The organism is Mycobacterium sp. E3251, assembly GCF_001666835.1.
Classification (GTDB): domain Bacteria; phylum Actinomycetota; class Actinomycetes; order Mycobacteriales; family Mycobacteriaceae; genus Mycobacterium.
This window is the reverse complement of sequence record NZ_LZJF01000182.1, coordinates 21,794-46,480: the sequence shown is the minus strand read 5'-3', so window position 1 is coordinate 46,480 and position 24,687 is coordinate 21,794. Positions and strand designations below refer to the sequence as shown.

At 67.1% G+C, this 24,687-nt stretch carries 20 protein-coding genes and 1 tRNA gene; 12 read left to right on the top strand and 9 right to left on the bottom strand.

Annotated elements, in window-relative coordinates; genetic code table 11:
* The first annotated feature begins 47 nt into the window (after positions 1-47).
* Entirely contained in the window at positions 48-1,397 is a 1,350-nt protein-coding gene (locus A5697_RS22250; protein ID WP_068012061.1) for a hypothetical protein, read from the top strand.
* 5 nt (positions 1,398-1,402) lie between these two features.
* Here A5697_RS22250 and A5697_RS22245 read toward each other — a convergent pair whose 3' ends face one another.
* The gene (locus A5697_RS22245) at positions 1,403-2,329 is read right to left on the bottom strand and encodes an alpha/beta hydrolase (protein ID WP_068012060.1); all 927 of its coding nucleotides are present in this window, start codon (positions 2,327-2,329) and stop codon (positions 1,403-1,405) included.
* Positions 2,330-2,446: 117 nt separating this feature from the next.
* Between A5697_RS22245 and A5697_RS22240 the strand changes: the two genes are divergently transcribed.
* On the top strand, positions 2,447-3,157 hold the full coding sequence (locus A5697_RS22240) for a 2-thiouracil desulfurase family protein (RefSeq protein ID WP_068012059.1): 711 nt from the start codon (positions 2,447-2,449) through the stop codon (positions 3,155-3,157).
* A 439-nt stretch (positions 3,158-3,596) separates the two neighbouring features.
* On the opposite strand, the gene A5697_RS22235 is transcribed toward A5697_RS22240, so the two are convergent.
* A complete protein-coding gene (locus A5697_RS22235; protein ID WP_067946652.1) occupies positions 3,597-3,818 on the bottom strand; it encodes a hypothetical protein in 222 nt (73 codons plus the stop codon).
* 143 nt (positions 3,819-3,961) lie between these two features.
* Here A5697_RS22235 and A5697_RS22230 point away from each other — a divergent pair, with 143 nt between their 5' ends.
* Positions 3,962-4,960, top strand: a complete 999-nt coding sequence (locus A5697_RS22230; protein WP_068012071.1) for a cation diffusion facilitator family transporter — start codon at positions 3,962-3,964, stop codon at positions 4,958-4,960.
* A 5-nt stretch (positions 4,961-4,965) separates the two neighbouring features.
* On the opposite strand, the gene A5697_RS22225 is transcribed toward A5697_RS22230, so the two are convergent.
* From A5697_RS22225 to A5697_RS22200, 6 genes are all read right to left on the bottom strand, one after another.
* Positions 4,966-6,261: an NRAMP family divalent metal transporter gene (locus A5697_RS22225; protein WP_068012058.1), complete on the bottom strand. Its 1,296-nt coding sequence runs from the start codon at positions 6,259-6,261 to the stop codon at positions 4,966-4,968.
* Positions 6,262-6,390: 129 nt separating this feature from the next.
* Entirely contained in the window at positions 6,391-7,467 is a 1,077-nt protein-coding gene (locus A5697_RS22220) for a PDR/VanB family oxidoreductase (RefSeq protein WP_068012057.1), read from the bottom strand.
* Between the two features lie 10 nt (positions 7,468-7,477).
* Entirely contained in the window at positions 7,478-8,380 is a 903-nt protein-coding gene (locus tag A5697_RS22215) for an alpha/beta fold hydrolase (protein WP_068012056.1), read from the bottom strand.
* A gap of 18 nt (positions 8,381-8,398) precedes the next feature.
* A complete protein-coding gene (locus A5697_RS22210; RefSeq protein WP_067946644.1) occupies positions 8,399-9,307 on the bottom strand; it encodes a metal-dependent hydrolase in 909 nt (302 codons plus the stop codon).
* A gap of 17 nt (positions 9,308-9,324) precedes the next feature.
* Positions 9,325-12,576, bottom strand: a complete 3,252-nt coding sequence (locus tag A5697_RS22205) for a thioester reductase domain-containing protein (RefSeq protein WP_068012055.1) — start codon at positions 12,574-12,576, stop codon at positions 9,325-9,327.
* Positions 12,577-13,031: 455 nt separating this feature from the next.
* Positions 13,032-14,018, bottom strand: coding sequence for a diacylglycerol kinase family protein (locus tag A5697_RS22200; RefSeq protein ID WP_068012054.1), 987 nt, complete (start codon positions 14,016-14,018; stop codon positions 13,032-13,034).
* A gap of 91 nt (positions 14,019-14,109) precedes the next feature.
* Between A5697_RS22200 and A5697_RS22195 the strand changes: the two genes are divergently transcribed.
* The 3 genes from A5697_RS22195 to A5697_RS22185 all read left to right on the top strand — a co-directional run bounded on the left by A5697_RS22195 (position 14,110) and on the right by A5697_RS22185 (position 17,791).
* The gene (locus tag A5697_RS22195) at positions 14,110-14,979 is read left to right on the top strand and encodes an oxidoreductase (protein WP_067946638.1); all 870 of its coding nucleotides are present in this window, start codon (positions 14,110-14,112) and stop codon (positions 14,977-14,979) included.
* 46 nt (positions 14,980-15,025) lie between these two features.
* A complete protein-coding gene (locus tag A5697_RS22190) occupies positions 15,026-15,955 on the top strand; it encodes a DMT family transporter (protein WP_068012053.1) in 930 nt (309 codons plus the stop codon).
* Positions 15,956-16,663: 708 nt separating this feature from the next.
* The gene (locus A5697_RS22185) at positions 16,664-17,791 is read left to right on the top strand and encodes a PPE family protein (RefSeq protein ID WP_067950557.1); all 1,128 of its coding nucleotides are present in this window, start codon (positions 16,664-16,666) and stop codon (positions 17,789-17,791) included.
* A 590-nt stretch (positions 17,792-18,381) separates the two neighbouring features.
* On the opposite strand, the gene A5697_RS22180 is transcribed toward A5697_RS22185, so the two are convergent.
* Positions 18,382-18,465 (bottom strand) — tRNA-Tyr (locus tag A5697_RS22180).
* A gap of 69 nt (positions 18,466-18,534) precedes the next feature.
* Here A5697_RS22180 and A5697_RS22175 point away from each other — a divergent pair.
* From A5697_RS22175 to A5697_RS22150, 6 genes are all read left to right on the top strand, one after another.
* Positions 18,535-19,026 (top strand): YajQ family cyclic di-GMP-binding protein, encoded by a 492-nt coding sequence (locus A5697_RS22175; protein ID WP_066956577.1) that lies wholly within the window; start codon positions 18,535-18,537, stop codon positions 19,024-19,026.
* Positions 19,027-19,088: 62 nt separating this feature from the next.
* Positions 19,089-19,595, top strand: coding sequence for an antitoxin Xre/MbcA/ParS toxin-binding domain-containing protein (locus tag A5697_RS27880; protein WP_067950555.1), 507 nt, complete (start codon positions 19,089-19,091; stop codon positions 19,593-19,595).
* Complete coding sequence (locus tag A5697_RS22165; protein WP_197501083.1) at positions 19,592-20,206, top strand: RES family NAD+ phosphorylase; 615 nt, start codon at positions 19,592-19,594, stop codon at positions 20,204-20,206. Before A5697_RS27880 ends, A5697_RS22165 begins: the two co-directional genes overlap by 4 nt.
* A gap of 71 nt (positions 20,207-20,277) precedes the next feature.
* Positions 20,278-21,786 (top strand): NAD(P)/FAD-dependent oxidoreductase, encoded by a 1,509-nt coding sequence (locus A5697_RS22160; RefSeq protein ID WP_068012051.1) that lies wholly within the window; start codon positions 20,278-20,280, stop codon positions 21,784-21,786.
* Positions 21,787-21,856: 70 nt separating this feature from the next.
* Positions 21,857-22,882, top strand: coding sequence for an NAD(P)H-dependent glycerol-3-phosphate dehydrogenase (locus A5697_RS22155; protein ID WP_156673408.1), 1,026 nt, complete (start codon positions 21,857-21,859; stop codon positions 22,880-22,882).
* A gap of 254 nt (positions 22,883-23,136) precedes the next feature.
* Positions 23,137-24,681: a SulP family inorganic anion transporter gene (locus A5697_RS22150; RefSeq protein WP_369806144.1), complete on the top strand. Its 1,545-nt coding sequence runs from the start codon at positions 23,137-23,139 to the stop codon at positions 24,679-24,681.
* The last annotated feature ends 6 nt before the right edge of the window (positions 24,682-24,687 follow it).

The following is a 24,687-nucleotide window of genomic DNA, read 5'->3' as shown; positions in this document are numbered from 1 at the left end:
GCCCGCCTTACGCTCGTTGGTTACACGAACTTAACGGGGGTTTTCCGATGCGGGCGTTCACTGGGCAAACTGTGCCCAAAGTTGGGCTTGCCCTCGTCGCGGCGGTCACCTGTTTGGCCGTCGCGTCCTGTTCGGAGACCGCGTCCCCGCCCGCGGCGACCCCGACCACCTCGACTTCTTCTTCGAAAACCGCCACCAGCGCCGCCCCCTCGCCGGCCGCGATAACCGGTCCGCTGGAGAAGGATTGGAAGAGCTACGGCGGTACGGCGTACTTCGGTTGCCCGGACAAACTTTCGACGGGCAAAACCGCGCTCGAGGACATCCGCCCGAAAATCTTCGATCCGAAAACCGGTCAATACATCGCGCCGGCCGTTCCGGCGGTCGCCGCGGGCGAGAACCTCACCGGCGCCATCTGCGCGCTGACGGGCACGGCGGACGACATGAGGGTCGTCTACATCGTCACGACCGCCAAACCCGCCCAGGCGCAACAACCCGCGGTCAGCAAGGCGACCGCGTACGCCTACGACTTCAAGGCGGGTCAACCGTTGGCGACAAAAGAGCTGCAGCCGCCCACCCCGGATCTCAAGTTCACCGCGGCGAAGGACTGGGGGCTCGCCTCGACGGCGACGGGAGTGGCGTGGACCAACGCCTTCACCGACGGGCATGGCGCCACGTCACCGCCCCGCACCGTGCTGCTCTCGGGCGCCGACCTGTCGACGCCGTGGAGCGACCCACAATCCGGGCGTGCGTGGCAGGACGTCCTCGCCTTTCAACGCAATACCGACCCGGCCAAGACGTCGGGCGCCGAGCTGCGCCGGCCCAGCGGAGAGGCGATCTATCAGGACAACGACATCCGCAGTGTGGACGCCGAATTGACGGATGGCCCAAACAAACTGGTGCAGATCACGCATTGGGACTCCTACAATCCCCCGGCGCTGTCGACGATGTTCTATGACCTGAACGCCAAGGCCGTCATCAAGGTCGGCGACTCCGACCGCATTCCCGGTGGCGGACTGTCCGCGACGCTGTCCGACGGGAAATTGTTTGTCGACGGCCATGATTCGGACAGTTCCGCATTCGGCTTCGGGGTGTGGAACCTACGCGGCCAGCAGTGGGATTACCTGAAGACGCGGGACGACGCGAAGAAGATGTCGATTGCCAAGGTGGCGTTCTTCGAAGACCACCTCTACATCACCAACACCGGCAACACGTTCGCCGTTCTCGCCCTGCCCGCCACCGATCCGATTGCGACCACGTGGTCCGTTCGGCCCTTCACGCGAATATCGGGCTGGACGCTGGTATGCCGCGGTGAGAATGCCGCGGCCCTCAACGGGGACTGCAAAGACATCGTGATGGTGCAAGACCAGGACGGCCACTTCCCGGGCCCCTGGTCCTGAACTCGTCAGGGACCCAAGTGGCGGCGCAGAAACTCCGTCTGCACCGAGCTGATCGCCTCGAAGAGCGCGTCCGTGTAGACGTCGAAGTGACCCACCGGATAGCGGTGCAGTTCAACGTTATTCATTCGCGACGCGATGCGCACCGCGAACCTGGGTGACGCTTGCAGGTCGTGGTCACCCACGCACATCAGGACGGGCATGCGCAGCTTCTCCGCGGTCCCTTTTCGGTAACGCGGCAACGCGAACAACATGCGGGGCGCCAGCGCATTGCGCCAGCCCACGGCTTCGCCGCCGAGCGCCTCGAACGCTGCCTTCGCCTCGGGTTCGGTGAACACCGCGGTCTGGCCGGGATCGGCGACCACCGGAACCAGATACGGTCCCCGGCCCCACTTCGCGCCAACCACATCGCGCACCGCTGCGACGGTGAATTGCAGCGTCCGCCACGTGACGTCCCAACTGAGACGCTCGCGCAGCCCGCGGCCGCGGTGCCAGCCGTCGATCAGCGGAACCTGCGTCACCACGGCGGCGATGTCGGGATCGGTGGCGGCGACCGCCAGGACATGGCCGCCGCTGAGCGACGTTCCCCACAAGGCAATTCGACGCGGATCGATGTCGTCACGGCCGCGTGCGTACCGCACCGCCGCCCGGTAGTCGTCCTGTTGTTCGGCGACGTTGATGACTTGCCGGGGCTCGCCGCCGCTGGCTCCGAAATGCCGATAGTCGAACGCCAGCACCGCCAGGCCCGCCGCGGTGAACTTCTCCGCGTACGCGGGCAGACCCAGTCGCTTGGTGGCGCTGCCGCCGTGTCCCATCACCACACATGCGAGCCTGCCGGCCGCCTTCGCGGGCCGGTAGAGATCGGCCGCGCAGCGCACCCCACCGGACTCGAAGAGCACTTCCTGGAGCATCGGCACACTGGTTCCACTCTGCATCGGTACAACCTGGTCCCAATCTGCCCCGCGGCGCGCCGCCCCACCAGAACCAAGAGGACCACCCTTCGGTGACCTTGGCCCCTACTGAACGGTCAAGCGGATGTCGATGCTCTCGGTATGCGTGGCAGGCAACCGCAGCTGTTGCTCGACCGACTGCACGACGAACGCGGCCGGCGGGTTGTGCTGGTCTCGCACTGCCTGCTGAACGAGAACACGCGTTACGCCGGCGGCGCCACCCGGCCCGGTGCCGTGTCGGAGGTGGTCGAGGAGCTGATGAAGGCGGGTTACGGGATTCATCAACTGCCGTGCCCGGAGCGGCTGGCCTGGGGCGGGGTATTGAAGCCCCACAGCCTGCACCTGTACCACTCCAAGGGCGGATGGCTGTATCCGCTGCGCGGCCCATTGCTGCGCGTATTCGTGCTGTGGACCCGCCTCGTCTATCGCCGCTTGGCGCGGCAGGTCGCCCGCGACGTTGCCGACTACCAGGGTTCCGGGATCACGGTGGCCGGGATCGTCGGGATCGGCGCGTCTCCGTCGTGCGGGGTGACCACGACCCTGGACATGCGCGCCTCGCTGGAGGTGGTGGCGGCCTGCCCGGCCGCCGCCTTGACCCGCGATGTGATGAACGAGCGGGCCGTTCTCGGGTGCCGCCGCAAGGGCAAGGGCTTGTTCGTCGCCGCGCTGGATCGACAGTTGCGCCGTCGGGGGTTAAGAGTTCCGGCGTTCGAATACGACCTCGCGGCGGAGCTTCGCGGTTCGCGGCAGGCACCGCTCGCCGTGGGCGCGGTGCGGACCCTGGGGAACGAGAGCGACATCGCAAGCCACTGACCTGCTTTCGATCTGAGAGTTGTGCACCTGCAACGACGAGGCACGGACGTTCGCGTTGACGCGATTACCCTACGGGGGTATGGTTGCGGCATGAACGCGGCGCCGCCTTGCTGCTGCGAACCGACTGAGTCCACCCGCGGTCGCGGCGCTAGTTGCATACCTGGCGACAGGCCGTAAGTGACCTATTCCCAGGTGATTACGAGACTCCTCGGCAGTATTGCAATCGCCCTCGGCGCCGGTGTTTGGCTAGCTCCACCCGCCAGCACCGATCCGAATGTGTTCGGTAGCCTGAGCTGTCGTTGCCAGCCGCCAGCGGGAACCAGTTCCGACGTGTCCGCTCAGATTGCCCGGGGACTCCACGACGGCCTCTTTAGGACCCGCGAATTCGGACAGAGATGAGTTGCGCCCGAACCCGTTCGGGCGATGACGCGCCGGGCCGTTAGAAGAGGTGCGGGGTGCTTCGGTGATGCCGGTGGTCGTAGTGCACGACCGCCGCGACCACGCCGGCCCCGAGACCTACGCAGGACAGCAACGCGGCGGCCGCCACCATCGCCCAGCCCGGATGGCCGGAGCCGGCCGCGAAGAGGGCCATCGGCAGGGCAGCGAATGCGAGCAGTGCGGACATCAGCCCGGTCCAGGCGGCGAATCTATTGAGCATCATGATTGAGCCTCCTTAGCCGTCAATCACGATCATCGTCCTCGTCGTGACTTTCCGGCAAGGTTGCCGATTACCCGGAAGTTCGCGGAGGCCAGTAGGTTGCCCTATTATCTGCGTATGCATGCAGGTAAGCGGGCAGCGTGGCGATGACTGCGGAGAGCGGCCATCACCACCACCATGGGCATGGGCACGACCACGCCCATGGACTCCGCGGCCTCGTGGCCCAGTTTTTCGTCCCGCATAGCCACGACGCCGCCGACAGCGTCGACACCGCCCTGGAATCCAGTGCCGTCGGCATCCGGGCGGTCAAGATCGGCCTCATCGGCCTGGCCGCGACCGCCGCCATGCAGGTGGTCATCGCCGTCGTGTCGGGGTCGATCGCCCTGGCCGCCGACACCATTCACAACTTCTCGGACGCTCTGACCGCGATCCCGCTCTGGATCGCATTTTCGCTGGGCCGTCGCGCGGCAACCCGCCGATATACCTACGGCTACGGGCGCGCCGAGGACATCGCGGGCTTGTTCGTCATCGGCATGATCGCCCTGTCGGCGATCATCGCCGGCTACGAGGCCGTCCTGCGGCTCATCCACCCCGTCGCCGTCGAGCACGTGAGCTGGGTCGCGGCGGCCGGCGTCGTGGGCTTCCTCGGTAACGAGGGCGTCGCGAGCTACCGGATCCGGGTCGGCCGCCGGATCGGCTCGGCCGCCCTGGTCGCCGACGGCCTACACGCGCGAACCGACGGATTCACCTCGCTGGCAGTGCTTTTCGGAGCGGTCGGTGTCGCTCTGGGCTACCCGGTTGCCGACCCGGTCGTCGGCATGATCATCACGGTGGCGATCGCGGCAGTGTTGTACCGGGCCGTGCGCGACATCTTCCGCCGGCTCATGGATGCGGTAGACCCCAGGCTCGTCGACACCGCCGAGGCATGCCTCGCCGCTCGGCCGGGTGTCCGCAGCGTGCGCAGCATCCGGATGCGCTGGATAGGTCACCAGCTGCACGCCGATGCGGAACTCGACATCGATCCCAACACCAGCCTCGAGGACGCCCACCGCATCGCTCATGACGCCGAACACGAGCTGACTCACGCGGTGCCGAAGCTCAACAGCGCCCTCGTGCACGCCTACCCGGCGCACCGCGACGAGTAGACGGCTCAGATCAAGCCGAGCGCCTGCGGAACCATGTACAGCCCGAAGCCCATGACGACGAGGCACAGAAACCAGGTGATGTATTTGTGCGGTCCGCGCATGCGCCACTGCTCGGGCAGTGCCTTGGCCTCCAGTGCCAGCAGCAATCCCAGCACGATCGGTAGCAGCAGGGCGTTCATCACTTCGACGTCGACGGCCAGGTTGACCAGGTCGACGCTGGCCAGAACGAGCACCGCGCCGACGATGTGGGCGAGCGCGTAGGTGATGTAGAACTTGGCCGTCTCGCGGTTGGGCCGCTCGTTGAGCGTGTGCCGCCACCCGAACACCTCCGCAAGCCCCCACGCCCCGGCGAGTGAGGCGACGATCGCGGCAACCAGCGCCGCGCCGAGCATGCCCAGCCCGAAGAGGACCGTCCCGCCGGTGCGGCCCAGGTACGGGGTGAGCGAATTGGCGACCTCGCCGACGGTGTTCAGCGACCCCCCGCCGTCGTGCGCCCCTACGGTCGAGGCCATGGTGACGACCACCGCGATCATGATCAGCTGGGTGAGCACCGCGCCGGTGGCCGTGTCGTAGCGGGCCTGCCGAATCGTGTTCTCCGACAGATGCTTATCCACCACCGCGCCCTGCTGGTAGAAGACCATCCACGGCATGATGACCGCGCCGACGTTGGCCGCGACCAGCAGCAGATACGACGAGTTGCCCAGGGGCATCGAGGACATGCCGTCCAGCAGCGCATCGAGCCGCGGCCGCGCCAGCACCATGGCGACCAGGAACGCCAGCTCGGCCGCGCCGACGATCAGGCCGATGCGTTCGACGCGCCGGTAGCTGCCGGTGAACGCCAACGCCAGCAGCGCGGCCGTCGCGACCGGGATGCTGACCGACCGCGAGATGCCGAATAGTTCCCCCACCCCGGCGACGCCGGCGAACTCCGTGAGCAACGCCCCGATCGCCGAGGCGAACAGCGTGAAGGCCGACAGCCACGCCCAGCCGCGGCCGAATCGCTCCCGGATCAGCGCACCATGCCCGCGCTTGGTGACGATGCCGAGCCGCACCGTCATCTCCTGGACGCAGTAGAGGATCGGCATCAATATCAGCTGCGGCAGCACCATCCGGTAGCCCCACTGGGCGCCGGACTGCGACGCGGTGATCAACGACCCCGCATCGGTGTCCGCCAACATCACCACCAGGCCGGGGCCCCAGACCGCAAGCAGACCCCACCGCAGCCATCGGCCGCGGGCTCGTAGCGACACCGACGGCTGACCGTCGAATTCTTCCGCCACTGGTGTGGTGGTATCGGTCACCCTTGCCCCATTCCTTCACTGCGTTGACGCGGCCCGACTGCCGATGATAACTAAGGCTCACCTAACCGCTGCAGTTTTGCTGCAGAGAGCCATTCAGATTTGAGATTTGCCCTCTCCGACTGCGGGGGATCAGGCGTCGATCACGAGGCGATCGCCCTTGGCCCGGGAGACGCAGACCAGCATGTCCCCGTCGCCCTCCACGGTGCGGCCGCGGCGATCGACCTGCCCCGCGAGCACCTTCACCTTGCAGGTGCCGCAGAAGCCTTGCTGGCACGAGTAGGCGGTGCTCGGGTCGTCGTCGAGCATGACGTCGAGCGCCGACCGGTTTGCGGGGACCGCGAGCACGCGCCGCGAGCGGGCGAGTTCCAGCTCGAACGGGACACCGTCGACGACGGGCGGCGGGCCGAAACGTTCGTAGTGCAGGGGCGCGTTCGCGTGCTGGTCGCGCTCCGTGCGCACCGCTTCGAGCATGGCGGTCGGGCCGCACACGTACACGGCCGTCGTCGGCCCGGTGCCGGCGAGTAAATCCCCGGCGGTCGGGATGCGGCCGCGCTCGTCGTCGGCCCACACGGTGACCCGGTCGGGCGCGATCGCCACGAGCTCGTCGAGCAGCGGCATGTACGCACGGCTGCGCCCGGCATACACCGCGCGCCAGTCGATTCCGCGCTGTTGGGCGAGCCGGATCATGGGGAGGATGGGTGTCACGCCGATGCCGCCGATCACGAACAACGCCTCGCGCTCATCGGTGACGAGATAGAACGCGTTGCGGGGGCCCTCGAACTCGAGCGTGTCGCCCACGTCGAATGCGTCGTGCATCTCGATCGAGCCGCCGCCGCCGTCGGCGATCCGGCGCACCGCGATGCGGTAGTCGGTGCGCCGACCGGGCGGACCGCACAGTGAGTACTGGCGGCGGCGGCCCGAAGCCAGCCGGACATCGATGTGCGCGCCGGGAGTCCAGGACGGCAGCAGTCCGCCTTGCGCGTCGGCGAGCGTCAACGCAACCACGTCGGGCGTGAGAACTTCGCGCTTGGTGACCACCGCGGTGTTGGTACGCGGCACCGGTATCACCCGCGACGGGTCCCACCGCGACGCGGATGCCAACCCGCCGAAGAGGGTGCCGACTCCCCACAACGCCGTGTAGAGCCGATCGCGCTTGCGGCGACCGTACAGGTCGGCCGGTCTGCTACGCCAAATAGTCTGTGCCACAGCGGTTATCCTAGGTCTGCCCAATGGCGTTCTGATCGACCCACTCGCTCGTGAGCCGCGCGATGACCTCGGGGTGGGAGGACACCACCCAGTGCCCGCCCGCGATCTCGACGACCCTGCCGAGGGGCGGTATCGAGCCGGTGAACCGCTGCAGGGGCGGCGAGACGAAGTAATCCCTGCGCGCCACCAGCACCTGCACGGGGACCTTGGTCTGTGGCAGCTGCTTTCCCGGCGCCAGGAACGGCCCAGGCATGTTGGCGCGGTACAGGTTGAGCCCGTTGACGTAGTCGCGGATGGACCGGGTGGGCGCAGCGCGCTGCCGGCCGGTGCCGCGTGGACGGCCGATCAGTTCGACCGCCGCGAAGACCGCCACGGTCGCCCGGGACCAGATCGCCAGCTCGGGCACCCCCGGACACAGAAAAAACCAGATGTACGTCGACGCCAGCGCCTGCTTGAGCACATCGAAGACGCCGCGGGGGGTGCGCGCGGACCGCAGGAACTTGCCCGCGTAGTTCAGGTGCGGGCCGGAAATCGACGTGAATGAGGCGACTTTGCGCATCACCGCATCATCGGTGACCGCCGACCACGCCTGGATGGAACCCCAGTCGTGGGCCACCAGGTGCACCCGCTCGACGCCGAGGCTGTCGATCACCGCGCCGATATCGGAAACCAGTTGGGGCAGGCGGTATCCCGAGCGCCTGGCCGGCCTGGACGATGCACCGACGCCGCGCACGTCGAAGGCCACGAAGTTGTAGCGCCCGCCGAGCTGTTCAGCGACTCCGTCCCACACGTGGTGGTTATCCGGGTAGCCGTGAATCGCCAGGATGGTCGGGCGCCCGCGGTCGATCTCCGAGTGGGCGTGGACCGCAAGGGACACGCCGTCGGAGGCGATTACGTTGCTGCACTGGGTCATTCGCGCTAACCCCGGAGCTCAGTGGGCCGCGCGGGCGGCTGGTGACCGGGCCAGGTAGTCCACCGCGCGCCCGACTCCGCCGAGTTTGGAGGGGTGGAAACTCGGCGTGTAATAGGCGCCGATGACCCGCAGGAACTGGAAGGGGCCGGGCACCAGGCCACGCCGTGCCGCGCTGAAGTAGTCGCGCCAGCGCGGTTTGGTGCCCGGCGGCAGGTACGGGTCGACCGAGTACATGAACCGCACGCCGCGAATGAACAACCACAGCAGCGCGGGTGTCACCAGTAGCTGGGTGCGCACCTGCCGCCAGTAGCCGGCGCGCAGGTGCTTCATCGTGTCGAACGCCACCGCCTTGTGCTCGACCTCCTCCGCTCCGTGCCAGCGCAGCAGGTCCAGCATCACCGGGTCGGTGCCGAGGGCGTCGTGTTGCGGGGTGTCGAGGATCCATTCGCCCAGGATGGCGGTGTAGTGCTCGAGGGCCGCCACCATCGACACCCGCTCGAGCAGCCAGCTCTGGCGCCGCCGCCGGCCCCATCCGGGCCGGTCCCCGATGAGTTGGGAGAACAGCCAGCGCATCTGGTCGGTGAACGGCGTGACGTCGACGCCGTTGGCCGCGAAATGGTCCAGCACCCCCGAATGCGCCTGGGAATGCATGGCCTCCTGGCTGATGAAACCCTGCACGTCCAGCCGCAGCTGGTCGTCTTTGATCATCGGCAACGTGTTCTTGAACGCGTCGACGATGAACTCCTCGCCCGCGGGCAGCAGCAGGTGCAGCACGTTGCAGAAGTGCGTGGTGAAGGGCTCGTTGGGCACGTAGTAGAACGGCAGCTTCGCCCAGTCGAAGTCGACGTCGCGCGCCTGCAGGACGATCCGCTCATGGTCGAGCGACGCGTCATGCGGACCCGTCGCCTGATCGTCGACGGTGAACATAGAAGACCCCCTTACGGCTAAGCGCTGCGTTGCGCCTCGGCCTCAGCCTCGGTGATCAGGCGCTCACTGCGCAAGAACCGGACGAGATTCTCGACCGTGTCCGCCAGCGCCGGCTCACGCAGGCGGACCGCGGCCAGCGCGCGCGCACTCTGGTATTGGCTGTTGCCGTAGCGCTTGTCCCGCATCGCCGCGATCTTGTCCGCCGAGCGGGTGAGGAAATCGACCAGCGGGTAGATGGGATCCCGCGGCGTGCAGCGCCGATTCATCTCGGCGACGAACGACGGGATGTCGTGGTAGTCGAAGCGGTAGCCGTAGCGCTCGGTAAGGACCCGGGTGATGTCGGTCATGTTGTAGTAATCGTCCGCGGTCATATTAAAAACGTTGCCGCACACCGAGCCGGCCTCGGCCGGAAGCTCCATGAGCGCGACGATGTGGTCGGCGATCAGGTCCGCCGGCAGCAGGCTGAGCTGGTTGAGCGCGTTGGCGGCGACGCCGTGCTCGATCATGAACGCCATGGTGCGCACCAGGATGTCGTCCTGGCTGCCGAAACCCGCACTGGTCGGTGAGATCAACGAAGGCCGGAAGATGCGCACGTCGAGCCCCTGCCGCTGGGCGGCGAAGGCCAGCTGCTCGGCGACCCACTTGGTCTGCGAGTAGCCGAAGTCCAGGGCGTTCATCTCCAGGTTCGCGTCGGACTCCCCGACCACCGGCTTGACGCTCCACCCGTAGATGAAGGTGCTGGAGACCAGGTGGAAGGTTTTGCGGTGCGCCGTCATGGCCAGCCGCAACAGCTCGTGCGTCCCGATCACGTTGGCGGGCCGCAGGGCGTCGTAGGTCCTGACGTAGTTGACCAGGGCGCCGTTGTGGACGATGGCGTCGATGCTCTCGGCCAGCCTCTGGAACCCAGGCTCACCGATGCCCAGCTGCGGCGCGGCGAGGTCACCGCAGACCACGCGCACCCGCTTGCGGACCTCGACCTCCAGGGCCGGCGTCCACAGCCGCGCCTTACGCAGCGACGCGACGATCCGGTCCAGGCCGTGTGCCTCGTCGGTCGCGCGAACCAGCGCGTGGACGGTGAACGACGTCCGGCCGAGCAGGCTGCTGACCAGGAACGGCCCCAGGAACCCGGTCGCGCCCGTCAGCAGGATGTCGCTGGGCGCGCCCGAGCGCGCCGGCGGCAGCGCCGGCAGCGGAAGCTGTGCGTCGGCACGCATCCGCGACATCTCGTAGGCCTCGTACTCGGCCGAAATCTGTTCCAGTGCCTGTCGCAGCGCGTCCAGCGGCTGCCCGGATCCCTCACCGAACTGCCGCATGAGGCGGAAGAACTCGGCCACCGTCAGTCGCTGCAGCAGGCGCGTGTTGACCTCCTCGGCCAGCTCCCCCGCGCCGTGCTCTTCCAGCAGGGCCTGCAGGTCGGCGCGCAGTTCGGCGAGCGCCAGCGAGTCGATGCCGAGGTCCGCGAAGGAGCAGTCCTCGTCACCGGTCAGGTCGTAGCTCTCGATCAGGTTGCGGAACCGGTCCAGCGGCCCGGGGTTCACCTCGGCCCGGTCATGGGGCTGGTGCGTGTAGGTCGACAGGACGGGCAGCTTGCCGTCCAGCCAGAGCTGGCGCGTCGACGAGCGCCTGATCTTGCCCGACGTGGTCTTCGGGATGCTGTGCGGCGGCACGAACGCAATGGTGTGCGGGTCGATGTGGCCGTGCCGCCGGACGGCCCGCGCCAGGGCCTTGCCGTCGGGGAGCGCGTGCTCTCCGCGGACCTCGGCCACCACGGTCAGCACTTCCTGCTCGTCGTGCTCCACCGAGAAGGCGGCGACGCAGCCGCCGCGGACCTCCGGGGCCGACCGCTCCACGATGCCCTCGATGTCGGAGGGGTAGCAGTTGACGCCGCGCACGATGATCAGGTCCTTGCTTCGGCCGCAGACGAACAGCTCGCCCTCGTAGAGGAAGCCGAGATCGCCGGTCCGCAGGTAGGTGTGCTCGGTGTCGCCGGGGATGCGGGCCGCGAAGGCCTCCGCGCTCAGCTCCGGGCGGTTCCAGTAGCCGCCGCCTTTGGACGGCCCGTCCAGCCAGACCTCGCCGACCCGGCCCTCGCCGAGGGCCTGCCCGGATTCCGGATCGACGATGCGGACGACGTTGCCGTCGATGGGCTTGCCGCAGCTCACCACCGGAGCCTGGTTGCTGTTCTCTGGCTGGGCCTTTTCGACGCGCGCGAGGTTGTTCTCCAGCGCGCGCTTGTTCAGCGCCAGCGTCTGGCGCCCGCGAAGCGAGACGATCAGGGTGTTCTCGGCCATGCCGTACGCACCCGTGAGCGCGTTGGGCTCCAGGCCGTAGGGGGCGAAACGCTGCCGGAATCGGGTAAAGGTGCTGGCGCGCAGCGGTTCCGCGCCGACGACGATGCTCTCCAGGCTGCTCAGGTCGATCCCGGCGAGCTCAGACGTGGGCAGCTTGTCCTCGCGCAGGCACAACTCGAGGGCGAAGTTGGGCACCGGCGTGTGGGTGGCGCGCACGTCACTGATGAGCCGCAGCCAGGCCGACGGCCGCTTCAGGAAGTCAAGTGGGGACATCGCGTGTGTCGTCCCGCCGACCAGCAGGATGAACAGGTACGCGGAGATCAGGCCCATGTCGTGGTGTTGCGGGAGCCAGCTGACCAGCACCTCGCCGCCCGTAAAGGCCGAGGCGTTGGCGATGACGTTGGCGTGGCTGACCACCACACCCTTGGGGTCGCTGGTGGAGCCGGACGTGTACTGCAGGAAGAGCACCGGTCCAGGCGTGTCGGGCACGGGCGTGCCGCCGAAGTCCTGCGTGCCGTCGGTTCCGTACCAGGGCAGTTCCGGGGGCCGCTGGGCGTCCGGCCAGGGTGACCCCTCGTCGAGGTGGTTGAGGAGCAGGCGGTAGTCGTACTCGAACTGCTTGGTCGACAGCACCGCCTTGGCCTGGCAGTCGCGGGCGATGAAGCTCAGTTTGGCCAGCCCCGACTCGAACGACATCGGCAGCGGGGGGCTGACCGGCACGGCGACCACCCCGAGGCGGGCGCACGCATAGAACGCCGCGACCATCTCCAGACCGGGCGGGTAGACCAGCAGCGCGCGATCTCCGGGGCGCAGCCCGGCCTCCGCCGACAGGTACGCGGCCAACTCACGCGTCCGCTCGGCGAAACTCTGATAGGTGTAGTGCTCCTGCTCGCGACCTTCGTCGTCGACGAACCGGAAGAGGGTCTTGTCCGGAGTCAGCGCTTCCCGCATGTGCAGGTGATCAATGAGCGTCTCCATCGCAGGAGCCACCCCCTTCCGGGTCACTATGGGCGATAAGAACTTTGGGATCAATCGATAAAGCCCAATGTAGCGCCGCTAATGGATGCCAGGCAAAGCGGGCGGAGGCTTTTTCAGCGCTGCACATTACTTTCACAGGAAAGGCTTATCTCGGATCGCGCATTGCGCGGAAGCCAGGTCCGCAACTACGGACTTCAGTATGTCAGTTGCCAGCCTAACCAGTGGGTTTGGTTACTCTAGCGCTCAGCATGCGCGCGAATACTGAGATACGGATTTGCGTTAGTCCTGAATTCTCGCCTTCGAATGTGTGCGCAATTCCGCCGACATTTCGTATCGCCATCGCAAAGGGGACATCCGCACCCAAAGGATTTGAAATCCTCGGCTTCCGGATGGCGCAGGCAAGTGATTTCCGCCACGGTCCGGGGTCAGCGGTGCGGATCTACTGAGATGCGGAGTCAGCCGGTCTGGGCGACGCGGATGAGCGGACCGGCGCGGGCCACCAGCCGAGTGATACCGACGAACCGTTCGCCGTCGATAATCGGGGAGAGCGGCTCCCCGTCGGCCTCGATGACCATTTCGCGGCCATTGACGTCGCGCACCCCGCGACCCCTGAGCGTGCCGTTGGTGAGCGCAGCGGGTAGCTGCACAACGATTCGCGAGGGCCGGACCTCGCCGGCCTGGAAGTGCAACGCGCCGGGCTTCTCGGCCTTCGGGAAGAGTCGGAACGGCCCGCCGATGCGCAGGTCGATGGCGCCCGCGTGCAGCACGCGGTGCATTCGCGTCGGAACCTCCTCGCCGTCGATGACGACCCGGGCGCGCGTCGGGGCGAACAGCACGGACGCGTAATTGGAGTTCTGCGAACGGCCGACTTTGGTACCGAGGTAGTCGCGGAACGAGCGACCGATCACCCGGACGACTTCCCCGCGACCATGGTCGGGCTTGCCGTAATACATGTCGTAGAACCGGTTCCCGACGCCCCCGGCGGCCAGCCCGAAGCACAGACGATGGAACGCGGCGCCGTCGGCGGTCTCACCGTCGAGCCGCAGGGTGTCAAGGCGCATCTCGGGCGGGGGCCGATCCGCCTCGGCGGCGGCCGCCAGCGATCGGATGATGGCATCGGGCCGGCCGCGGACGCGCGCCTTGCGGGCGACGGCGTTGACACTGCCGCCGTTGGTGGGGACGAAGGTCGGCCAGCGCTCGGGGTCGCTCTCGCAACGCTCGATCTCGTTGATCAACCAGTGCAGCGCGCCGTCGCCGCCGTCGCCGATGAGGTGAGTCACCCGGGGATGCAGCCGGTCCAGGGTCTTGCCGAGATCCTCAATCGAGGCGGTTTCGTGCACCTCGCCCCACGAGCCGACGATGCGGCGTAACTCGGCGACGCGGTCACCCCGCCCGCGACGATTCCTGCGCGCGAGCGGATTGACGATGACCCCTAGATACATCCGGGACGTCCAGGTGAGGTTCCGCTGGCCATCCCACGCACGATACCTGCGGCCGGACGGCGATCGAGATCACGTAGTTAGGGTGGGCTGCATGCCTGGTTGGACCGCAGCAGACCTGCCTTCGTTCGCCGGACGCACCGTCGTGATCACGGGGGCCAACGCCGGCCTGGGCGAGGTCACGGCGCGCGAATTGGCGCGGGCCGGGGCCCGCGTCATCCTGGCCGTGCGCAACACGGAGAAGGGCAAGTCCGCCGCCGAGCGGATGGCCGGCGACGTCGAGGTGCGCCAGCTCGACCTGCAGGACCTGGGCTCGGTGCGGCGCTTCGCAGACGAAATGGCCACGCTGGACGTGCTGGTCAACAACGCCGGCATCATGGCCACCAACTATGCGGTGACCGCCGACGGTTTCGAAGGCCAGATCGGCACCAACCACCTCGGCCACTTCGCGTTGACCAACCTGCTGCTGCCCAAGCTGACCGACCGGGTGGTGACGGTGTCCTCGCTGATGCACCACTTCGGTTACATCAGCCTCAAAGACCTGAACTGGAAGTCCCGCCCGTATTCGGCGTGGCTGGCGTACAGCCAGTCCAAGCTCGCCAATCTGCTGTTCACCAGCGAACTGCAGCGGCGTCTGGACACCGCCGGTTCTTCGCTGCGCGCGCTGGCCGCCCACCCCGGCTGGTCGCATACGAACCTGCAAGGCAACTCCGGCCGAAAGCTGGGCGACGCGGCGGTGTTGGCCGTCGACCGGATTGTGTCCACCGACGCCGACTTCGGCGCCCGCCAGACGCTGTACGCGGTGTCGCAGGACCTGCCGGGCGACACCTTCGTCGGCCCGCGTTTCGGTCTGTACGGCCGCACCCAGCCGACTTGGCGTAACTGGCCGGCCAAACGGGCCGGCACCGCGCTGGCGCTGTGGGACCTGTCCGAAGAGCTCACCGGTACCGCGTTCCCGCTCTGAACCGCGCTCGGCGGGCGGTTTGCGGGGGCCCGACTAGATTAGTGGCATGTCGAGGGCTGATATGGCGGCGATTCTCGCCCTGTGCGCCGCGCTGGCGTCCGCGATCGGCAACGTGGTGCGTCAGCGATCCGCCCAGGAGGTCACCGACAAACCCGTTGGCCACCTGGCGCTCTTCGGCATGTTGTTGCGCGACACGCGGTGGTGGATGGGCGGTCTCGGCGACATCGCCAGCTACATCTTGCTGGCTGCGGCCCTGGACAAGGGCTCGGTGCTGTTGGTGATGTCGTTGCAGGTGACAGCGCTGCTGTTCGCCCTGCCGATTTACGCGCGGATGAGCCGCCACCCCGTCACCCGCGCGGAGTGGGTGTGGGCGGTGCTACTGACCGCGGCGTTGGTGGTCGTGATCGCGGTCGGCGATCCGACCGGCGGCCAGCAGCGCGCGGCGCCACACGTGTGGCTGATCGTCGCCATCGCGATGGGTCCGCCGCTGCTCCTGGGGTTGCTGGGCGCCCGGATCTGGTCGGACCGTCCGGTGGCCGCGCTGTTGCTGGCCGCGGTCGCCGGTTCGTTGCTGGCGGTGTTCGCGGTGCTGATGAAGGGCGTGGTCGACATCCTCGAACACAACCCCGAGCAATTGTGGACCCGACCCGAGGCGTACGGCTGGGTGTTCTGCGGGGCGGCCGGGATGATCTTCCATCAATCGGCTTACCGCGCAGGGGCTTTGACGGCGTCGTTGCCGACGATCATCGCGGCGAAACCCATTGTCGGCGCGGTCCTTGGGATCACCGTGCTGGGCGAGACGTTGGACGCCCAGGGCTTCGATTGGGTCGTGCTGGCGGTGGCGGCGGTGTTGGTGATCGTCGCGACGGTGGGGCTGGCTCGCGGCGAGGCCGCGACGGTGTCGGCCGGCGCCGGCCGCGACGTCAGGACCCTAGACGAGCCGAGACCGCCGTCGCCGCAACGCTTGGGTGGGTGAACCCTCGAGTCTGTTTGCGCGATACTCGACTGCCCTCATCACGAAGTGCGACACTGGGTTATGGCCTAAATCGGTCATCGGGTCAGGAGAGGAAGAACTGATGAGGAGGGCAAAGGGGGCGTCCGTGGCGGCGCTGACAGCACTGGCAGCCCTCTGCATTGCACCAGCACAAGCGCGCGCCGACGACCCCTGTGCCGGCATCACCGATCCCACCGCCTACCAGGCTTGCATCAACAGACCTTCGCCCGATGGCCCCATGGAAGGCCCCCGAATGGGCAATTGTCAGGCCAGCCCCGACTACGGACAACTGGGCCAAATTTGTCGCGACGCCTGGGTTCGAAAGCCCGCGCCCCCCTGGTGAGTTGGCAACCCTCTAACGCGCAAGTGCACTGACGGCCAGCCGCGTTCAGCACTCAGGGCTTGTGTGCGACGGGTTTTCGACTAATTGCGGCCGCGGCCCGCACGGGCATCTACGTGCTGAAATTGGCGCCGCGAGCTGACCAGCCGAATCTCACGATTCCCGAAGTGAGTGGCCGCGCGGGCGCATAGGCTGTAAATCGGCGGATCGGGCCATGTACCAGACAGGAACGCCACCGAAAGGGACAACACGTGGGACGCGAAAATCGGTTCCGTGGCGGACGACAGGCCGCGCAGGCCTGTACGCGCGGCATCAGGATTATCGACTCCAAGCTTTGACGGGGGGTCGGGATGGACTTCTGGGCTCCTCCCGAGATCACATCGGCGCTAATTCATTCAGGGCCCGGGCCCGGATCGTGGCTCACCGCTGCCGAGGCCTGGCGCCAGCTGGCGATCGAGCTCGGACAAACCGCCGCCGGCTACGCCTCCATCGTGACAAGCATTCCCTGGCAGGGGCCGTCAGCGACGGCGATGACCGCATCCACGCTCCCCTATGTCGCCTGGCTACAGACCACCTCGCTACAGGCCGCTCATATGTCGATGGCGGCGACCACGATGGCCAGCTCCTTCGCCGCCACCCAGGCAGCCATGGTGCATCCCAGCGTGGTGACCGCCAACCGCGCGCTGCTGGCTCATCTGATCGCGACAAACGTGTTCGGCATCAACTTCCCCGCGATCGCCGCCACCGAGCTCCAGTACCTGCAGATGTGGGCGGATAACACGACCGCCATGCTGGGCTATCACGCCAGCAGCCTGCAGACCATGGCGATGCCGACGTTCAACGCCCCGTCCCCGATGACCACTCCGGCCGCCGCTACGGTTCAAACGGCCGCAGTGGGCAGGGCGGTTACGGCCGCACCGCTACTCGGCGCCCCGGCCGCAGCCGCACCCGACCCCACGCAATTCTTCGCCAACCCGTTTGTTCAGACCGTCAACGGTTATCTGCAAAACCTGGTCAGCAGCGGCGTCTTCAACCCGCAGGCCTTCATAGGTTTGGTCACGGGCGGCCACGATTTCTACCCCGGTCAGTTCCCGGATGTCCTGGCCCCCACGCCTCGCAACCTGGCCATTGCCTACAACCTCACCGGTCCCGAGGCCGTCGGAGGGGCTCCCAATTTCTTCGCCCCACCTGCCAGCACGGCCAGCGCGATCGAGAGTTCCGCCACGGCCTCTCTGGGTAAGGGCATGTACGTCGGCAACCTCGTGGTCCCGCCGTCGGCGGTTACCGCCCCGATCCAGCTGTCCGCCGCTCAGGGCCCATTGATGGCAACGACAGCCGAGGGCGCGCCGCTCACCCCGATGTTCATCCCGCCGATGCCACCGGGGGCACGCAAGGCCCAGCGGGATAAGCCCGACGAAAAGGGCTATGGACCGCCGATCTTCGGCAGCATCATGCGGCGACCTCCGTCAGGCGGATGAGACGCGGGCTTGCCCGTGCGCATTTGTCGTCCCTTCTCGCCCAACTACGTTGTGCTGCAAGCGTTTACCCTGGGTCATGAAGATCCGGAGACAGCGGCGCCGCTCGGGTGCCTGATTGACGATTGATCTGACTAGTTTGCTGGTCGGATTTTCGGCGGCTGCCTCATGCGCGCCAAGTCGCCGTCCATCCCGATCTACCCCATAATCAGTGGCCATCGGGCGGTGCGGAAAGGACTGACCAATGAAGACGGCACGAATCAGCGCGTCGGCGGCGCTAGTCCTGGCACTCCTCTGCACTCCGACGGCACAAGCACACGCCGATCCCTGTAGCAGCAGCACCACCGATCCCGCGGCCCATCAGGCATGCATCGACCAATTCCGGCCCGATAACGGCATGCGCAGACGCCTGCTGGGCGATTGCGAGGGCGCAAGCCCCATCGACGGACAGTTGGGCCAGGTTTGTGGGTAACGCTGTGCCCGCGGCACGGGTTTTAGCGTTCACACGTAGCCCTGCACCCGTTGGGGCGCCCAGCGCACGCAACCTGCACTGAGTCCGGCCGCGGCGGCACAACCTGGTCCCTCACGAACGTTGGTGGCAGGTACAGGATTCGAACCTGTGAAGCTTTCGCGACGGATTTACAGTCCGCTCCCATTGGCCGCTCGGGCAACCTGCCGCCAGACAGGTTACAACGAGGGGGTAGACAAAGCACAAACGGCCATCACGGGATGAAGGGACGGATCGAATGGCGGACTCATCGTTCGACATTGTCAGCAAAGTCGAGCGCCAAGAGGTCGACAACGCACTCAACCAGGCCGCCAAGGAGCTGGCCACCCGCTTCGACTTCCGCGGCACCGACACCACGATCGCGTGGAAGGGCGACGAGGCTATCGAGCTGACGTCGTCCACCGAGGAACGCGTCAAGGCGGCCGTCGACGTCTTCAAGGAGAAGCTGATCCGCCGCGACATCTCGATGAAGGCCTTCGACGCCGGCGAACCGCAGGCGTCGGGAAAGACCTACAAGGTCAGCGGCACCCTCAAGCAGGGCATCGACAGCGAGCACGCCAAAAAGATCACCAAGCTGATCCGCGACGACGGGCCCAAGGGCGTCAAGACCCAGATTCAGGGGGACGAGATCCGCGTCAGCAGCAAAAAGCGCGACGACCTGCAGGCCGTCATCTCGATGCTCAAGCAGGCCGACCTCGACGTCGCGCTGCAGTTCGTCAATTACCGGTAGCTGCCAGCGTTCGGTTCGTGCAGTAGAATGAACTGCACGAACCGAACGTTGGAGCGATCGCCATGACCACCGTCGCCGAACTGGCCACCGCGCACGAGCGCCTGCGCGAAAGCGCCCATGCGGTGGGCATCGCGCTGTCGTCGGTCGCCGTCTACACCGAGCCCGCCGTCGCGCGGGCGGTGCAGGCCGAGCAGAATCTGTATGCCCGCATCGAGGCCGAGTTCGGGATGCTGAGCAGCACCGACGCCGGTAAGCGGATGGGCTCACGGTCCAGCGCACCGCGCAACCTGGCCACCACCGCCCACCGCAACAAGACGCTGGTCGCCGTGCGGCGCGGCAACTACCTCGCCTATCCCGGGTTCCAGTTCGGCCCGGACGGCAAGCCGCTGGCGGTCATCGCCCGGCTGCGCGAGGTCGCGGAAGACAACGGCTGGTCGGAGGCCGGGCTGGTGCAGTGGCTGTGCTCGCCCACCACCTACCTGGACGGGGAGCGGCCCGTGGACCGCCTCGCCACCGATCCGGACCGCGTCGTCGCGGTTGCTGCGGAGGCCCTGGCCGTCTCGTGGTGAGGCGACCCCCGGACCCTTTCGACCCGGCCACCACCACCCTGCCGGCGGGACACCCGCTCTACCGCGTGCTGTCGGCGACACGCACCGCCACCGACTTCAACCCCGGCATCGGCGCGCGCACTCGCTTCGGTTTCTTCGGCGACCCGGTCGTGCCGATCATGTACGCGGCCGACACCGAGGACGCGGCCATCGCCGAGACGCTGCTGCACGACATCCCCGTCGAGGGCGGCCTGCTCCCCTACGACCAATACGCGGACAAAGTGCTCGTCCGGCTGGAAGTGACCCGGCCCGTGCGCCTGGGCGTCCTGCACGGCACCGGGCTGCGACGCCTCAAAGTCACCGCCGCCGAGCTCACGGCGAGCCCGGCGTCGAGCTACGACACCACGGTGTGGTGGGCCGAGGCCGCGCACCGCGCCGGGCTGGACGGGCTGGTGTGGATGTCGCGGCAATGCAACGACACCAAGGCCTACGTCTTCTTCGGTGACAGGTGCCGGAATGCCTTCGCGCAGGACCCGTCTCACGCGCGCATCTTCGCCAGCCCCGCCGACCAGATCTGGCTGATCGACCGGTGCGCGCCGCTGCACGTCGACGTGCTGATGGAGCCGTTGTGACGATCCCTGGCCCGGCCAACCGGTGGATGCCTAATGTAGTGACCAGTCCCACGATGTGAGCGAGGTTCACGATGACCGTGACTCCCCAGGAAGCCGGCCAGACACCGACCGAGGCCGACTACTCCGACGTCATCATCGTCGGCGCCGGCATCTCCGGCATCGACGCGGCCTACCGGATCGGCGAGAGCAATCCCCGGCTGACCTACACGATCCTGGAGCGGCGCGCGCAGATCGGCGGCACGTGGGACCTGTTTCGCTACCCCGGGGTTCGCTCGGACAGCAGCATCTTCACGCTGTCCTTCCCGTTCGAGCCGTGGACGCGAAAGGAAGGCGTGGCCGACGGCGTCCACATCCGCGAGTACCTGGCCGCCACCGCGCGCAAGTACGGCATCGATCGCCACATCCGCTTCAACAGCTACGTCCGCTCGGCCGATTGGGATTCGTCCACCGACACCTGGACGGTCACCGTCGAGCAGGACGGCGCGCGGAAGCTCTACCGCGGCCGATTCCTGTTCTTCGGCAGCGGCTACTACAACTACGACGAGGGCTACACCCCCGAGTTCCCCGGCATCGAAACCTTCGGTGGCGTCGTCGTGCATCCGCAGCACTGGCCGGAAGACCTGGACTACAGCGGCAAGAAGGTCGTGGTGATCGGCAGCGGGGCCACCGCGGTGACCCTGCTCCCCTCGCTGTCGGATCGGGCCGCGAAGGTGACCATGCTGCAGCGCTCGCCCACATATCTGATCTCGGCGTCGAAGTACGGCAAGGTCGCCGCCGTCGCGCGGAAAGTATTGCCGCGCAAGCCCGCCCACCTGATCGTCCGGATGTACAGCGCGCTGACCGAGGCGGTGTTCTTCGCGTTGTCCCGCAAGGCGCCCGGGCTGGTGCGATGGCTGCTGCGGCGCAAGGCGATCAGCAGCCTGCCCGCCGGCTATGACGTCGACACCCACTTCAAACCGCGCTACAACCCGTGGGACCAGCGGATGTGCCTGATCCCCGACGCGGACCTGTACAACGCCATCGCCGCCGGCCGCGCCGACGTGGTCACCGACCACATCGACCATTTCGACGCGACCGGTATCGCGCTGAAATCCGGCGGCCACCTCGACGCCGACATCATCGTCACCGCCACCGGCCTGCAGCTGCAGGCCCTGGGCGGGACCGCGATCAGCCTGGACGGCAACGAGATCAAGCCCAACGACCGCTTCGTCTACAAGGCCCACATGCTCGAGGACGTGCCGAACCTGTTCTGGTGCGTCGGCTATACCAACGCATCGTGGACGCTGCGCGCCGACATCACCGCCCGGGCCACGGCAAAGCTGTTGGCGCACATGACCTCTCACGGCTACACCCACGCCTACCCGCATCGGGGCAACGAGCCGATGACCGAGAAGCCGTCGTGGGACATCAACGCCGGCTACGTGCTGCGCTCGGTGCATGCGCTGCCGAAATCGGGAACCAAGCGGCCCTGGAACGTGCGGCAGAACTACCTCGCCGACGCCATCGACTATCGCTTCGACCGGATCGAGGAGGCGATGGTGTTCGGCCGGGCATCCGACCGGGCACCCCTGGCGGGATGAGGATGGTCGTGCGGATCCGAAGTTTGTGAACCGCTACTAAATGAGAGGTGTCGGCAATACGCTGATCGCCATGGCAGCTCAGATGCGCGAACCCAACGTCGTTGTCCTTGGTGGCGGTTCCTGGGGAACCACGGTGGCGTCCATCTGTGCGCGCCGCGGGCCGACGCTGCAATGGGTCCGCTCGGAGGAGACCGCAAGCGACATCAACGAGAAGCACCGCAACAGCCGCTATCTCGGCAATGACGTCGTGTTGAGCGACACCCTGCGGGCCACGACCGACTTCGCCGAGGCGGCGAACTCCGCAGACGTCGTGGTGATGGGCGTGCCCTCCCACGGCTTCCGGGGCGTGCTGGCCGAGCTGGCCAAGGAACTGCGGCCGTGGGTGCCGGTGGTGTCACTGGTCAAAGGGCTCGAGCAGGGCACCAACATGCGGATGTCGCAGATCATCGAGGAGGTCCTGCCCGGCCATCCCGCGGGCATCCTGGCGGGGCCGAACATCGCGCGCGAGGTCGGTGAGGGCTACGCCGCCGCGGCGGTGCTGGCCATGCCCGACCAGCATCTGGCGACCCGGCTGTCCGGGCTGTTCCGCACCCGGCGTTTCCGGGTGTACACCACCGACGACGTGATCGGCGTCGAGATGGCCGGGGCGCTGAAGAACGTCTACGCCATCTCGGTCGGCATGGGCTACTCGCTGGGCATCGGGGAAAACACCCGTGCGCTGGTGATCGCCCGCGCGCTGCGCGAGATGACCAAGCTCGGCGTGGCCCTGGGCGGCAATCCCGAGACGTTCCCCGGCCTGGCCGGGCTGGGCGACCTCATCGTGACCTGCACCAGCCAGCGCAGCCGCAACCGCCACGTCGGTGAACAACTGGGCGCCGGCAAGCCGATCGACGAGATCATCTCCTCGATGAACCAGGTCGCCGAGGGCGTCAAGGCCGCCAGCGTGATCATGGAGTTCGCCAACGAGTTCGGGCTGAACATGCCGATCGCCCGCGAAGTCGACGCGGTGATCAACCATGGGTCGACCGTCGAAGAGGCCTACCGGGGCCTCATCGCCGAGGTCCCGGGCCACGAAGTGCACGGTTCCGGCTTCTGAAATGTCCGTCAGATGGCGCGGAATTTAAATCTTTGCGTTCCATATGGGCTGGGCCCGTTCCCTTGACCGCGGGTTTGCCAGCAAAATACCGTCACTAACGCAGCCAGGGGTTCCCGGCCATGATCCTGCGCATCCGGCCGGGTTGTAACCGTTTGTGCGACAAGGTGTTACGCCGACGTAATACAACGCAATATGGGGCGGATATCGGAAGTTCCCCCGCTAACTCCTAACGAGGGACGAGACCGGTGCAAAACATCGAACAGCTCGGCAATCAACCTCCCGACCAGGCCAAGGACTCAAGCAAAGATCGCGTGCGATCGCTCATCCGCCACGACCTTCCTTCCTCACTCGTAGTTTTTCTGGTCGCACTTCCCTTGTCCTTGGGGATCGCGATCGCTTCCAACGCCCCGGTGCTCGCCGGCCTCATCGCCGCGATCGTCGGCGGCATCGTGGTCGGCGCGATCGGCGGGTCGCCGCTGCAAGTCAGCGGCCCCGCCGCCGGTTTGACCGTCGTCGTCGCCGACTTGGTATCCGACTTCGGTTGGGGCATAACGTGTTTGATCACTGTCGCGGCGGGTGCCGTGCAGGTGCTGCTGGGACTCAGCCGCGTCGCACGGGCCGCCCTGGCGATCTCGCCGGTGGTCGTGCACGCGATGCTGGCCGGCATCGGCATCACGATCGCGCTGCAGCAGGCGCACGTGTTGCTCGGCGGAAAGTCCAAGAGCACCGCCTGGCACAATCTCATCGGCCTGCCGGGCCAGATCATCGGCGCGCATCGGCCCGGGGTCATCCTGGGCGTAATGGTGATCGCCATCCTGGTGGCCTGGCGGTGGGTTCCGGCCAAGGTGCGCCGCGTTCCCGGGCCTTTGGTCGCCATCGTGGCGGTGACCGTCGTGTCGGTCGTCTTTCCGTTCCATGTGCGCCGGATCGACCTCGACGGGTCGCCGCTGGACGCGTTGCAACTGCCCGACATCCCGCACGGCAACTGGGGCGCGGTTGCGATCGGGGTGATCACCGTCGCGCTGATCGCCAGCGTCGAGAGCCTGCTGTCGGCGGTGTCGGTAGACCGCATGCACAACGGGCCGCGCACCGACTTCAACCGTGAGCTGGTCGGGCAGGGTGCCGCCAACATCGTGTCGGGGACCATCGGTGGGCTGCCGGTCACCGGTGTCATCGTGCGTAGCTCCACCAATGTCAACGCGGGCGCCAAATCGCGCGCCTCGGCCTTCACGCACGGCGTCTGGATCCTGTTGTTCACCGTCCCCTTCGCGGAGTTGGTCGAAGAGATCCCCACCGCCGCACTCGCCGGGCTGCTGATTGTGATCGGCGTTCAGTTGCTCAAGCCGGCCCACATCGAAACTGCAATGAAACACGGCGATCTCGCCGTGTACATCGTGACCGCGGTCAGCGTCGTCTTCCTCAATCTGCTGCACGGCGTGCTGATCGGGCTCGCGTTGGCCATCGCGCTGACCGGTTGGCGGGTGATCCGGGCCAGGGTCGATGCCAAGGCCGTCGACGACGAATGGCGGGTGCTGATCGAGGGTGCGGCCTGCACGTTCCTGGCGCTTCCGCGGCTGACCCGGGTGCTCGCGTCCATACCCGCCGGATCCGTTGCCACCGTTGAGGTTTCGGTGCACTACTTGGATCACGCCGCGCATCAGGCGATCAGCGACTGGCAGCACCAGCATGAGGCCAACGGCGGCACGGTCCGCATCCGGGGAAGGCTCGAGACGGGCCATTCCGCTCGCAGGGATGCAAGGGAGGCCATCGAACCCGAAAAGCCCGAGGCGGCTGCATGATTTCGG